Source organism: Streptomyces sp. WAC05292, from assembly GCF_003949955.1.
GTDB classification, from domain to species: Bacteria; Actinomycetota; Actinomycetes; order Streptomycetales; family Streptomycetaceae; genus Streptomyces; species Streptomyces globosus.
On the sequence record NZ_RPSE01000143.1, the window covers coordinates 1 to 13577 of the forward strand.

Below are 13577 nucleotides of genomic sequence, written 5' to 3' on the forward strand. Positions count from 1 at the left end.
GCCCGGGGTGCGCCGGGGCTCTGCCAGTCGCCGGGGGGCGGCTGGCGGTCGGCCCACTTGCGGCCTTCGGCGGGGGGCCGGGCGTCGGAGCCGGGCCCGGGGGAGTCGGGTGCGCCGGGCCGCTCGCCGTCGGACGGAGAGGATCCGGGCGCGGCCCAGCCCGGAGAGTCGTTCATCGTCGCTCCTTCACGTGTGCCTGCCGGGGGCGGGGGCGCTGGTCGGCTGCCATCGTGCCACGTGGGAACAGCGTGCGGGCGGGCCGTCCCCCGCCGTACCGGGCCGCCTGCGGGTTCAATTGTCACCCCGATCCGGGGCAGACTGGTCGATGTGATCTCCACACGGAGCCGAGGGGCGGTTTCCGGCCATTCTGGCTGTGGGGCAGCTCACCGCCTGGTAACGATTGGCTAATGGGATGATGTCAAGCATGAAGGGACGCGTCCTTGTCGTCGACGACGACACCGCACTGGCCGAGATGCTCGGCATCGTGTTGCGTGGTGAAGGTTTCGAGCCGTCGTTCGTAGCGGACGGCGACAAGGCACTGGCTGCCTTCCGGGAGGTCAAACCGGACCTGGTGCTGCTGGACCTGATGCTGCCCGGGAGGGACGGCATAGAGGTCTGCCGGCTCATCCGGGCCGAGTCCGGGGTGCCGATCGTGATGCTCACGGCGAAGAGCGACACGGTGGACGTCGTGGTGGGCCTGGAGTCCGGGGCCGACGACTACATCGTCAAGCCGTTCAAGCCGAAGGAGCTGGTGGCCCGCATCCGGGCCCGCCTGCGCCGCTCGGAGGAGCCGGCCCCGGAGCAGCTGACCATCGGCGACCTCGTCATCGACGTGGCCGGGCACTCCGTCAAGCGCGACGGCAGCTCGATCGCGCTGACGCCGCTGGAGTTCGACCTGCTGGTCGCGCTCGCCCGCAAGCCCTGGCAGGTCTTCACCCGCGAGGTGCTGCTGGAGCAGGTGTGGGGCTACCGGCACGCCGCGGACACCCGACTGGTCAACGTGCACGTCCAGCGGCTGCGCTCCAAGGTCGAGAAGGATCCGGAGCGCCCCGAGATCGTCGTGACGGTGCGCGGTGTCGGCTACAAGGCGGGACCGAGCTGACGTGATGTCCGGCAGGCCGCGGGGCGGCTCCCGCTGGGGGGCCCTGCGGGGCGGCAGGCTGCTCCAGGACGGGGCGCCCGGCGGTCCTGTGCTGCGACTGCTCGTACGCCTCGTACGGCGGCCGCTGCTTCCGGCTGTCCGGCTGTGGCGGCGCAACATCCAGCTGCGGATCGTCGCGGCGACCATGCTGATGTCGCTGACCGTGGTGCTCGCGCTGGGCGTCGTCGTCATCGCGCAGGTCAGCACGGGCCTGCTGGAGGCGAAGGAGGAGGCGGCGCAGAGCCAGGCCGCGGGCGGCTTCGCCGTCGCGCAGGAGAAGGCGAACACCCCGGCGACGGTCGACGGCCCCGACGCCACCGACAACAAGGTCGGCCGGGACGCCAGCACCTGGATGAACTCGCTGGTCAAGCAGCTCGCGAGCGGCGGCCAGACCGCGTTCGAGGTGGTCGCGCTCGGCGTCGGCAGCGGTACGGGCGCCCCCGGCGGCCCGGCCGCGGGCGGCGCTGCCGGGGGCGGCCAACCGGGCGGTTCCGGTGCCTCCGGAGTCAAGGGCGCCCGCGCCTCCGGCAACGTCGACCCGACCGCGAGCGTCCCGCCGGCGCTGCGGCACGCCGTGAACCACGCCACCGGCACGTTCAAGACGTTCTCGCAGATCAAGTACACGGCCGGGGCCGGGGACAAGGACCCCGAGCCCGCGCTGGTCGTCGGCAAGCGGCTCACCGACATCAACGGCGACCCCTACGACCTGTACTACCTCTTCCCGCTGACGCAGGAGGAGGAGTCGCTGAACCTGGTCAAGTCGACCATCGCCACCGCCGGCCTGTTCGTCGTCGTGCTGCTCAGCGCCATCGCCTGGCTCGTGGTGCGGCAGATCGTCACCCCGGTGCGGATGGCCGCGGGCATCGCCGAGCGGCTGTCGGCCGGGCGGCTGCAGGAGCGGATGAAGGTCACCGGCGAGGACGACATCGCCCGCCTCGGCGAGGCCTTCAACAAGATGGCGCAGAACCTCCAGGGCAAGATCCAGCAGTTGGAGGAACTGTCGCGGATGCAGCGCCGGTTCGTCTCCGACGTCTCGCACGAGCTGCGCACCCCGCTGACCACCGTGCGGATGGCCGCCGACGTCATCCACGACGCCCGCGTCGACTTCGATCCGGTCACCGCCCGCTCCGCGGAACTCCTCGCCGGGCAGCTCGACCGCTTCGAGTCGCTGCTGGCGGACCTCCTGGAGATCAGCCGCTTCGACGCGGGCGCCGCCGCGCTGGAGGCCGAGCCGATCGACCTGCGCGACGTCGTCCACCGGGTCGTCGAGGGCGCCGAGCCGCTCGCCGAGCACAAGGGCACCCGGATCCGGGTGCTGGGCGACGCCCAGCCGGTCATCGCCGAGGCCGACGCCCGGCGCGTGGAGCGCGTCCTGCGCAACCTCGTCGTCAACGCCGTCGAGCACGGCGAGGGCCGCGACGTGGTGGTGCGCCTCGCGTCGGCGGGCGGCGCCGTCGCGATCGCCGTACGGGACTACGGCGTCGGCCTCAAGCCCGGCGAGGCCACCCGTGTCTTCAACCGCTTCTGGCGGGCCGACCCGGCCCGCGCCCGCACCACCGGCGGCACCGGCCTCGGCCTGTCCATCGCCGTCGAGGACGCCCGCCTGCACGGCGGCTGGCTCCAGGCCTGGGGCGAGCCGGGCGGCGGCTCCCAGTTCCGGCTGACGCTGCCGCGGACCGCCGACGAGCCGCTGCGCGGCTCCCCGATCCCGCTGGAGCCCGAGGACTCGCGGGCCAACCGGGCCCGCGCCGCGGCCGGCGCCGCCGACCGGCCGAAGGGGCCGCAGGCGCAGGCGCCCGCGCGCACCGACCGCTCGGCGATACCGCCCCGGCCGCCGGTCGGCGGGGCCGTACCGGTGCCGGCCGACCCGACGGCCCTGCCCGGCAGCGGTGCCCGCGTCGTGGCCCGCCCCGCCGACCAGGCAGCACAGGAGGATGGAGCAGGTGGACGCTGAGCCGGTGGGCGCCGAGCCCGTACGAGCCGAGGCAGGGCCCCCCGCGGGTCGCGGCGGCACCCGCACCGGGCGCCGGCCGGCGGCCGCCCGCGCCTGCGCGCTCGGCGCGGGCGTCCTGCTGCTGGCCGGCTGCGCGTCCATGCCGGTCAGCGGCGAGATCCGGGAGGTGCGGGCCTCGCAGGGCGTCGACTCGCAGGTGCGGGTCTTCGGTGTGCCGCCTGCCGACAAGGCGGGACCGACCGAGATCGTCGACGGCTTCCTGGAAGCCATGACCAGCGACGACCCGCAGCTGCAGACCGCCCGCAAGTACCTCACCGAGGACGCGGCGCGGAACTGGAGACCCGGCACCGCCGTCACCGTGCTGTCGGCGGGCATCGACCGCTTCTCCCTGCCCGGCGAGAAGGACGGCCTCGGGCCCCGCTTCAAGATGTCCGGCAAGCGCCTCGCGACCGTGGACGAGCGCAGCGCGTACCAGCCGGCCCCCGGGGACAGCCGCTACGAGGAGACCCTGCAGCTCGTGCAGGAGAACAAGCAGTGGCGGATCCAGACCCCGCCGACGAGCCTCGTCCTCAGCGAGTCCGACTTCCAGCGCATCTACATGCCGGTGAACAAGTACTACTTCGCCGGCGGGACCCTCGTCGCCGACCCGGTGTACGTACGCCAGCGCAGCGACCCGGACTCGCGGATGGACCCCACGACGCAGACGGTGCAGTCGCTGCTGGCCGGGCCGTCCAAGTGGCTCGGCCCGGTGGTCACTTCGAGCTTCCCGACGGGGACGGAGCTGCGCGAGGGCACCAAGTCCCTCGCCACCGACGGGCAGAACACCCTGCGCGTGCCGCTGAACCGCAAGGTCGACGACGTCGCGCAGCCGCAGTGCCAGAAGATGGCCACGCAAATGCTGTTCACCGTCAAGGACCTGACGGCGTCCCGGCTGGAGCGGGTGGAGCTGCTGCGCTCCGACCGCTCCCTGCTGTGCTCGGTGACGGACGCGGGCGCGTCGGCCATCGCGCACCGCGTGCCGAGCCCGGACTACCAGTACTACGTCGACGCCGAGAGCCGCTTCGTGCGGATGAAGCTCGACGTCAACAGCGAGGACCAGCAGTACCGGGCCGAGCCCGTGCCGGGCCCGCTGTCGGGCAGCCCGGCGTTCAAGACCGCCACGGCCGCGGTGTCGTACGACGAGAAGCGCGCGGCCGCGGTCTCCGAGGACGGCCGCGGCATGTACCTGGTCAACCTGACGACCGCCGGGCCGATGCCGGCGCCGGTGCTCACCGCCAAGGGCGCCAAGCCGAACGGGCTGAGCACGCCCAGCTTCGACGCGGCCGGCGACGTGTGGGTCGCCGACCAGGACCCGCAGGCGTCGGCCCTGTACCGGGTGCCGGCGGGGACCGCCGTCGCGCAGAAGGTCGAGGTGGCCGGGCTGGACGGCCGGATCACCGCCGTGCGGGCCGCCCCGGACGGGGTGCGCCTCGCGCTGCTGGTGCAGAAGGGCAACCTCAAGAGCCTCTACATCGGGCGCATCGAGCGGCCCGAGGGCGGCAAGTCCGCGGTGGCGGCCGCGCCGCCGGTGACGGTGCGGGAGCTGCGCCCGGCCGCCCCGCAGATGGCCGACGTCACCGCGCTGAGCTGGGCGCCGCGCGGGCGGCTGCTCGTGGTGGGCCGGGAGAAGGGCGGCGTCGTGCAGGCCCGCTCCATGCTGGCCGACGGCTCGATGGTCGCGGCGAGCCTGCCCGGGGCGACCGGGCTGATCGCGGTGGCCGCCGCGGACGACGACAAGAAGCCGGTCGTGGCCTGGTCGGAGGACGACGGCATCGTGTGGCTGCCGCCGGGCGCGCAGTGGCGCACGGTCGCGCTCGGCCGGGCCCCGGTGTACCCGGGCTGACCGGCTGACGGGATCCGGCCGGCCGGCCCCGTTGTCCACAGGGGTGGCGGGGCGGTGTCCGGCCCGGCATCGTGGAGGCATGCGCGCGTGGTGGCGGGAGCTGTCGGCCCTGGTCCTGCCGTCCTGCTGCGCCGGCTGCGGGGCGGGGCGGGAGGTGCTGTGCGCCGCCTGCGCGCGGGCGCTTGCCGCCTGCCCGGTCGGCCGGGCAGTCCCGGCGGGCGGCCCGCCGGGACTGCCCGCGGTGTACGCGGCCGCGGCGTACGGGGGCCCCGTACGGTCCGTGCTGCTCGCCCACAAGGAGCGCGGGGCGCTGCCGCTGGCCGGGCCGCTCGGCGGGGCGCTGGCCGGAGCGGTCCGCGCGGCCCTGCCGCGGGCGGCCCCCGGGGCGGTACTGGTTCCGGTGCCGTCGGCGCGGGCGCAGGTGCGGGCGCGCGGGCACGATCCGGTGCGGCGCATCGCGCTGGCCGCGGCGGGGCGGCTGCGTCGGGCCGGGGTGGCCGCGCAGGTGGCGCCCGTACTGCGGCAGGTGCGGCCGGTGGCCGACCAGGCCGGGCTGGGCGCCCGGGAGCGGCGGGCGAACCTGGCCGGGGCGCTCGGAGTGCGCCGGGGCGCGGGGCGCCTGGCGGCGGGGGCGCCGATCGTGCTGGTCGACGACGTGGCGACGACGGGGGCGACGCTCGCCGAGGCGGCGCGGGCCGTCGCGGAGGCGGGCCTGGGCGCGGTGCAGGGGGCGGCCGTGGTGGCGGCTCCGCATGGGGCGTTCGTACGAATCCGGCCGTTTACACAGACAGACCAACCCTGCCGTGAATAGATTTGGAACTGCAGGGGAAGGCGCATCGTTGCAGGTAGTGAGAGGGAGAAAGCTCCTGAACGGAGGTACGTTCCGGTAGCGGGTGCCGACAACCGTCATGGAGAGATATGTTCGGTTGTAAGGAACTGGCGACCCTGGGATTCGCACCGGATCGCACGTTTCGCAGGTCTTGAATCTTCGTGTCAGAGGCTGTCTCTCGACTCCGAAGTCGGTGGGGTGTAGATCTTGCCGATGGGGGAGGAGGAGGTGAAAGTCGCCAAGTCCGAGGCTCCGGTGAACACCGGAGCCTGGTGCGAAAGGGAGACGCTTCGCCCCGAGGCGGAGCTATCCGGGAACGGAGTTCTGCGTGGACATCGTCGTCAAGGGCCGCAAGACCGAGGTGCCCGAGCGGTTCCGCAAGCACGTCGCGGAAAAGCTCAACGTGGACAAGATCCAGAAGTATGACGGCAAGGTCATCAGCCTGGATGTCGAGGTGTCCAAGGAGCACAACCCGCGCCAGGCCGACCGTTCCGACCGTGTGGAGATCACTCTGCGCTCGCGCGGACCGGTGATCCGTGCGGAGGCCGCCGCGGCCGACCCGTACGCGGCGCTCGACCTCGCACACGAGAAGCTCGAGTCCCGGCTGCGCAGGCAGCACGACAAGCGGCACAGCCGCCGCGGCGCGGGCCGCCTCTCCGCGGCCGAGGTCGCCGACGCGGTACCGGACGCCGCGACCCTGAACGGGAGCGGCCAGCCGGTCTCCGCCGACGAGGCGGACGCGATCCCGACCACCCGCATCGGATCGCTGGAGGTACAGGGCGAAGGCCCGCTCATCGTCCGCGAGAAGACGCACTCGGCTTCACCCATGTCGCTCGACCAGGCCCTGTACGAGATGGAGCTGGTCGGCCACGACTTCTACCTGTTCGTCGACTCCGACACCAAGATGCCGAGCGTCGTCTACCGGCGCCACGGCTACGACTACGGCGTGATCCACCTCAACTCCGACCAGGCCTCCAGCAACGGCGAGGCCGGTGCGGGGGGCGCGGGCGGCGCGCTGGGCGGCTGAGGCCGCACCGGATTTCCGCGCGGTGCCCCCGCCGGACGCCTCGGTGTCCGGCGGGGGCACCGCCGTGACCGGGCGGCCCCCGGCCGCGGGATGACCGGTATGCGCCGGTCGCCGTCCGGGCGCACCCGCCGGGGGCCGCGGGCATGGAATCATGGCGGGCAGTCAATCCACGGGCCCGCCCGCGGCGTTGGCCGGCAGCTCGGTACGTGCAGGGGGAGGAACGATGGCGGACGGTTTCGGGCCGGTGCGCGGCGAAGGCGGCGGTGAGCCGATCCGGGTGCTCGTCGTCGACGACCACGCCCTGTTCCGGCGCGGGCTGGAGATCGTCCTCGCGCAGGAGGAGGACATCCTCGTCGTCGGCGAGGCCGGGGACGGCGCGGAGGCGGTGGACAAGGCGGCGGACCTGCTGCCGGACATCGTGCTGATGGACGTGCGGATGCCGCGCCGCGGCGGGATCGAGGCGTGCACCTCGATCAAGGAGGTGGCCCCCTCCGCGAAGATCATCATGCTGACCATCAGCGACGAGGAGGCCGACCTCTACGAGGCGATCAAGGCGGGGGCCACGGGCTACCTGCTGAAGGAGATCTCCACCGACGAGGTGGCCACCGCGATCCGCGCGGTGGCGGACGGGCAGTCGCAGATCAGCCCGTCGATGGCGTCGAAGCTGCTGACCGAGTTCAAGTCGATGATCCAGCGGACCGACGAGCGCCGGCTGGTGCCGGCGCCCCGGCTCACCGACCGCGAGCTGGAGGTCCTCAAGCTGGTCGCGACGGGGATGAACAACCGGGACATCGCCAAGGAGTTGTTCATCTCCGAGAACACGGTGAAGAACCACGTCCGCAACATCCTGGAGAAGCTCCAACTGCACTCCCGGATGGAAGCGGTCGTCTACGCGATGCGCGAGAAGATCCTGGAGATCCGCTAGCGCCGTGGCGGGCGGCGCGCCCGCGGGCCGGGCGCAGCCCCGGGCCCGCCCGCCCGCGCCGGTCAGAGCGAGGCCAGCTCCGCCGTGACGGCGGCCGCCTCCTCGGGGGAGGCCGCGCGCTCGACGCGGACGGCGTCGCAGCCGACCCACTCGGCCGCCTCGCGCAGGGCCGCCGCCATGGGGCGGGCGTCCCCGGGGGAGGCCAGCGACAGCTGCCGGGCCACCAGGGTGCCGCCCTCGCGGGCCGGGTCGACCCGGCCGCGCAGCCGCCCGCCCGCCAGCAGCGGCATCGCGAAGTAGCCGTGTATCCGCCGGGCCTTGGGCACATAGGCCTCCAGCCGGTGCGTGAAGCCGAAGATCCGCTCGGTGCGCGCCCGGTCCCACACCAGGGAGTCGAACGGGGACAGCAGGGTGGTGCGGTGGCGGCCGCGCGGGACGGCGGCCAGGGCGGCCGGGTCCGCCCAGGCCGGCCTGCCCCAGCCCTCGACCTCCACGGGGACCAGCCCCGAGTCCGCGATCACCGCGTCGACCTGCTCGCCCTTGAGGCGGTGGTAGTCGGCGATGTCGGCCCGGGTGCCGACGCCCAGGCTCTGCCCGGCCAGCGCGACCAGGCGGCGCAGGCACTCCCGGTCGTCGAGCCCGTCGTGGAGCAGGGCGTCCGGCACGGCCCGCTCGGCCAGGTCGTACACGCGCTTCCAGCCGCGGCGCTCGGTGCAGACGACCTCGCCGACGTCGAGCAGCCACTCCACGGCGATCTTGGTCTCGGACCACTGGAACCACTCGCCGCCGTTCTTGGCGCCGCCCAGCCCGGTCGAGGTCAGCGGCCCCTCCGCCCGCAGGCGGTCCAGTACGGCCCGGGTGGAGCGGTCCTTCTCCGCGAGGATGTGCCAGCGGTGGCCGCGGGCCCGGTTCGCGCGGCGCCGGAAGGCGAAGTGGGGCCACTCCTCCATGGGCAGGATGCAGGCCGCGTGCGACCAGTACTCGAAGGCGTGGCCCTGCGACCAGTACGCCGCCTCGACGGTCCCGCGGCCGACCGCGCCGAGGCGGGCGTACGGGACGAGCTCGTGCGACCGGGCCAGGACGGAGATCGTGTCGAGCTGGACGGCGCCCAGGTGGCGCAGCACGCCCCGCACCCCGGCCCGTCGGTCGGGGGCCCCGAGGAACCCCTGGGCGCGCAGGGCGATCCTGCGGGCCTCGTCGGCGGAGAGGGACACTGCTGCTGCTGCGGGGGTGGTCATGGCCGCAGCCTAGGGCGCGGCACTGACAGCGGGGCCGTGCCCCCGGGCCGGGAGGTGGGGGAGCGCGGACTCCATGCCGAGGTCGGCGGGAAGGAGGCCGCCCACCCAGCAGTCGCGCCAGGTGCCGCGGACCGGCAGGGCGGCCCGCAGGACGCCTTCGACGCGGAATCCCGCCTTCTCCGCGACGGCCCGGGAGCCGGCGTTGCCGACCTCGGCCCGCCACTCGACCCGGCCGGCGCCGAGCGCGGTGAAGGCCCAGCGGGCGACCGCGCCGACGGCCTCGGCGGCGTACCCGCGGCCGCGGTGCTCGGCGGCCGTCCAGTAGCCCACCTCGTAGGCGGCGGGGCCGTGCACGTGCAGTCCGACCGCGCCGACGAGGGTGCCGGGGCCGGCGAGGCGGATACCGAAGGAGTACTCGGTGTCCTCCCGCCAGCCGGCCGGTGCGATCTCGCCGGTCCAGGCGCGGGCGTGCTCCACCTCGTACGGGGCGGGGACGGAGGTCCAGCGCTGGATGCCGGGGTCCTGGCAGGCGTGGTGGACGGCGTCGGCGTCCTCGGGCGCCCAGGGTCGCAGGGCCAGCCGGGCCGTCGTCAGGGTGGTGGGTTCCATGACCGAATTCTGCTGGCGCCGCCGGGCCGTGGCGACCAGTTTTGCCGCCTGGCGGCACCTTCCGGCTCCCCCGTACGTTCTCATTCCGGGCGCTTGCAGCCCCGCGGCCACGGCGGACCTCCCGACGCGACCGGGTCCTCGCTTACGATGGCCGGTGCGGTGGGGCCCACCCTCCGTGCCCGCGTACGAACCAGTGCCAGGCCCGACCGGCAAGGAGACAAACCTCGGTGTCCGTCTTCAACAAGCTCATGCGTGCAGGCGAAGGCAAGATCCTGCGCAAACTGCACCGCATCGCGGACCAGGTCAACTCCATCGAAGAGGACTTCGTCAACCTCTCCGACGCCGAGTTGCGGGCGCTCACGGACGAGTACAAGCAGCGCTACCAGGACGGCGAGAGCCTCGACGACCTGCTCCCGGAGGCCTTCGCCACGGTCCGCGAGGCCGCGAAGCGCGTCCTGGGCCAGCGGCACTACGACGTCCAGCTCATGGGCGGTGCGGCGCTGCACCTCGGCTACGTGGCGGAGATGAAGACCGGTGAGGGCAAGACCCTCGTCGGCACCCTGCCCGCGTACCTGAACGCACTGTCCGGCAAGGGCGTCCACCTGATCACGGTGAACGACTACCTGGCCGAGCGCGACTCCGAGATGATGGGCCGCGTCCACAAGTTCCTCGGCCTGAGCGTCGGCTGCATCCTGGCGAACATGTCGCCGGCGCAGCGCCGCGAGCAGTACAACTGCGACATCACCTACGGCACGAACAACGAGTTCGGCTTCGACTACCTGCGCGACAACATGGCGTGGTCGAAGGACGAGCTGGTGCAGCGCGGCCACAACTTCGCCGTGGTCGACGAGGTCGACTCCATCCTCGTCGACGAGGCCCGCACCCCGCTGATCATCTCCGGCCCGGCCGACCAGGCCACCAAGTGGTACGGGGACTTCGCGAAGCTGGTCACCCGCCTGACCAAGGGCGAGCCGGGCAACCCGCTCAAGGGAATCGAGGAGACCGGCGACTACGAGGTCGACGAGAAGAAGCGCACCGTCGGCATCCACGAGGCGGGCGTCGCGAAGGTCGAGGACTGGCTCGGCATCGACAACCTCTACGAGTCGGTGAACACCCCGCTCGTCGGCTACCTGAACAACGCCATCAAGGCGAAGGAACTGTTCAAGAAGGACAAGGACTACGTCGTCATCGACGGCGAGGTCATGATCGTCGACGAGCACACCGGCCGCATCCTCGCCGGCCGCCGCTACAACGAGGGCATGCACCAGGCCATCGAGGCGAAGGAGGGGGTGGACATCAAGGACGAGAACCAGACGCTCGCCACGATCACCCTCCAGAACTTCTTCCGCCTGTACTCGAAGCTGTCCGGCATGACCGGTACGGCCATGACCGAGGCCGCCGAGTTCCACCAGATCTACAAGCTGGGCGTCGTCCCGATCCCGACGAACCGGCCGATGCAGCGCGTCGACCAGCCCGACCTGATCTACCGGACCGAGGTCGCGAAGTTCGCCGCCGTCGTCGACGACATCGCGGAGAAGCACGAGAAGGGCCAGCCGATCCTCGTCGGCACCACCTCCGTCGAGAAGTCCGAGTACCTCTCGCGGCAGCTGTCCAAGCGGGGCATCCCGCACGAGGTCCTCAACGCCAAGCAGCACGAGCGCGAGGCCGCGATCGTCGCCCAGGCGGGCCGCCGCGGCGCCGTCACCGTCGCCACGAACATGGCCGGCCGCGGTACCGACATCAAGCTCGGCGGCAACCCCGACGACCTGGCCGAGGCCGAGCTGCGCCAGCAGGGCCTCGACCCCGAGGAGCACATCGAGGAGTGGGCGGCCGCGCTGCCCGCCGCCCTCCAGCGCGCCGAGGAGGCCGTCAAGACCGAGTTCGAGGAGGTCAAGGCGCTCGGCGGGCTGTACGTGCTGGGCACCGAGCGGCACGAGTCGCGCCGCATCGACAACCAGCTGCGCGGCCGCTCCGGCCGTCAGGGCGACCCGGGCGAGTCCCGCTTCTACCTGTCGCTGGGCGACGACCTGATGCGCCTGTTCAAGGCGCAGATGGTGGAGCGCGTCATGTCGATGGCGAACGTGCCGGACGACGTGCCGATCGAGAACAAGATGGTGACCCGCGCCATCGCCTCGGCGCAGTCGCAGGTCGAGACCCAGAACTTCGAGACCCGCAAGAACGTCCTGAAGTACGACGAGGTCCTCAACAGCCAGCGCGAGGTCATCTACGGCGAGCGCCGCCGCGTCCTGGAGGGCGAGGACCTGCACGAGCAGGTGCGCTTCTTCATGGACGACACGATCGACGCGTACATCGCGGCCGAGACGGTCGAGGGCTTCGCCGAGGAGTGGGACCTCGACCGGCTGTGGGGCGCGTTCAAGCAGCTCTACCCGATCAAGGTCACGATCGAGGAGCTGGAGGACGCGGCGGGCGACCGGGCGGGCATCACCGCCGAGTTCATCGCCGAGTCCGTCAAGGACGACATCCACGAGCAGTACGCGGCCCGCGAGAAGGCGCTCGGCTCGGACATCATGCGCGAGCTGGAGCGGCGCGTGGTGCTGTCGGTGCTGGACCGCAAGTGGCGCGAGCACCTCTACGAGATGGACTACCTCCAGGAGGGCATCGGCCTGCGGGCCATGGCGCAGAAGGACCCGCTGGTCGAGTACCAGCGCGAGGGCTTCGACATGTTCAACGCCATGATGGAGGGCATCAAGGAGGAGTCCGTCGGCTACCTGTTCAACCTGGAGGTCCAGGTCGAGCAGCAGGTCGAGGAGGTGCCGGTCCAGGAGGCGGCGCCGTCCCTGGCCAAGGAGCCGGCGGGGGCCCGCCCGGAGATCCGCGCGAAGGGCCTGGACGCCCCGCAGCGGCCGGACCGCCTGCACTTCTCGGCGCCGACGGTCGACGGCGAGGGCGGTGTGGTCGAGGGCGACTTCGACTCCGACGGCCAGCCGGGCGACGGCATGACGCGCGCCGAGCGCCGCAAGGCGCAGAAGGCGGCGGCGGGGCTCAGGGGCGGGGGCCGCGGATCTCCACCGCGGCGCACCGCCAGCGCAGGTCCGGGCCCTGCTCCAGGCGGAACGCCATCGCGGAGACCCGCTCGCCCGTGGCGATGCGGGCGAAGGCCTCGATGACGCCCGGCCCGGGGTGGAAGCGGCCGCAGTGGCGCAAGACGGGGCGTAAGCGGCGGCGCGGCGGGCCGCTGGGGGCGAGGCTCACGAGCTGGTCGTAGGCCGGGCCGACGGTCAGTCCGAGCAGGGAGTGCACGGGGCGCTGGCCGGTGACGACGGCGAGCAGCCGCTCGGCGAACCAGTCGTGCGGGCCGCGGGGCCGCGCGGGGCGGGTGGGGCGGGTGGGGCCGGGGCCGCGCCGATCGCGGCGGGCGGGCGGCCTGGTGGTGTGCGCGGTCCGTGCGGTCATGGTCGTCCCCGTGTGCCGGGCCCGGCGGGTACCGGGCGGTAACTTGGTCGGTGATCTTCTACGGCCGCCCCGCCACGCTCCGCAACGCCCGACGGCACCCCCGCCGGGCACCCGGCAGGTTCACCTATCCGGGTGGCCGCCCGGCACACCCGCCGCGTTGAAGCCCGCCGCCGACCCGCCTGCCCGCACTGTTCGCGCGGGCCCGGCGCGGGCCGCGGCTTCCCAAATGCCCGGCCGACCCGGTGGACGGCCCGCGACCGCGGCGCCCGATGGGGGACACCGGTCGTCACCCCGTGCAGCCGCCTCCCCCGTCCGAGACCCTGCGGCTCGGTCTGCGGCCGGGTCCCCTGGTAGCCGCCGTCGCGGCCCTTGGCGGGGGGAGGCGCGGCGTTTCCCGGTGCAGGCGGCTCGCCGCTCCGGGGCTGGTCCGCGGGCGGGGCGCGGTCGCGGGCGTCCGAGGGGGACGCCGGCCCGCCGCCTCTCGCAGGCGGTGTGCCCTGCCGGTCCCCGGGGCGGCGCCGTGCAGCCGGCTCCGCGGCTCGGGGCGGGCCCGGGGGC

At 73.3% G+C, this 13577-nt stretch carries 9 protein-coding genes and 1 pseudogene; 7 read left to right on the forward strand and 3 right to left on the reverse strand.

Annotation, left to right across the window (positions count from 1 at the left end; genetic code table 11):
* Nucleotides 1-412 precede the first annotated feature (412 nt).
* From mtrA to EF903_RS17070, 6 genes are all read left to right on the forward strand, one after another.
* On the forward strand, nucleotides 413-1102 hold the full coding sequence (gene mtrA / locus EF903_RS17045) for a two-component system response regulator MtrA (protein WP_189812656.1): 690 nt from the start codon (nucleotides 413-415) through the stop codon (nucleotides 1100-1102).
* 4 nt (nucleotides 1103-1106) lie between these two features.
* Complete coding sequence (mtrB, locus tag EF903_RS17050; protein WP_185902700.1) at nucleotides 1107-3095, forward strand: MtrAB system histidine kinase MtrB; 1989 nt, start codon at nucleotides 1107-1109, stop codon at nucleotides 3093-3095.
* A complete protein-coding gene (locus EF903_RS17055; protein WP_260615479.1) occupies nucleotides 3085-4977 on the forward strand; it encodes an LpqB family beta-propeller domain-containing protein in 1893 nt (630 codons plus the stop codon). Before mtrB ends, EF903_RS17055 begins: the two co-directional genes overlap by 11 nt.
* 79 nt (nucleotides 4978-5056) lie before the next feature.
* Entirely contained in the window at nucleotides 5057-5788 is a 732-nt protein-coding gene (locus tag EF903_RS17060; RefSeq protein ID WP_125544095.1) for a ComF family protein, read from the forward strand.
* 346 nt (nucleotides 5789-6134) lie between these two features.
* Nucleotides 6135-6833 (forward strand): ribosome hibernation-promoting factor, HPF/YfiA family, encoded by a 699-nt coding sequence (gene hpf, locus EF903_RS17065; protein ID WP_114057764.1) that lies wholly within the window; start codon nucleotides 6135-6137, stop codon nucleotides 6831-6833.
* 223 nt (nucleotides 6834-7056) lie between these two features.
* Complete coding sequence (locus EF903_RS17070) at nucleotides 7057-7758, forward strand: response regulator transcription factor (RefSeq protein ID WP_125544096.1); 702 nt, start codon at nucleotides 7057-7059, stop codon at nucleotides 7756-7758.
* 62 nt (nucleotides 7759-7820) lie between these two features.
* On the opposite strand, the gene EF903_RS17075 is transcribed toward EF903_RS17070, so the two are convergent.
* Nucleotides 7821-8996, reverse strand: a complete 1176-nt coding sequence (locus EF903_RS17075) for a winged helix-turn-helix domain-containing protein (protein ID WP_125544097.1) — start codon at nucleotides 8994-8996, stop codon at nucleotides 7821-7823.
* Between the two features lie 9 nt (nucleotides 8997-9005).
* Nucleotides 9006-9605: a GNAT family N-acetyltransferase gene (locus tag EF903_RS17080; protein ID WP_125544098.1), complete on the reverse strand. Its 600-nt coding sequence runs from the start codon at nucleotides 9603-9605 to the stop codon at nucleotides 9006-9008.
* Between the two features lie 227 nt (nucleotides 9606-9832).
* Here EF903_RS17080 and secA point away from each other — a divergent pair, with 227 nt between their 5' ends.
* Nucleotides 9833-12733 (forward strand): preprotein translocase subunit SecA, encoded by a 2901-nt coding sequence (gene secA / locus EF903_RS17085; RefSeq protein WP_312845934.1) that lies wholly within the window; start codon nucleotides 9833-9835, stop codon nucleotides 12731-12733.
* Here the strand turns inward: secA and EF903_RS17090 are convergent.
* Nucleotides 12615-13019: pseudogene (locus EF903_RS17090) on the reverse strand (Rv3235 family protein); the annotation flags it as partial. The gene secA and the pseudogene EF903_RS17090 overlap by 119 nt on opposite strands.
* Nucleotides 13020-13577: the final 558 nt, after the last annotated feature.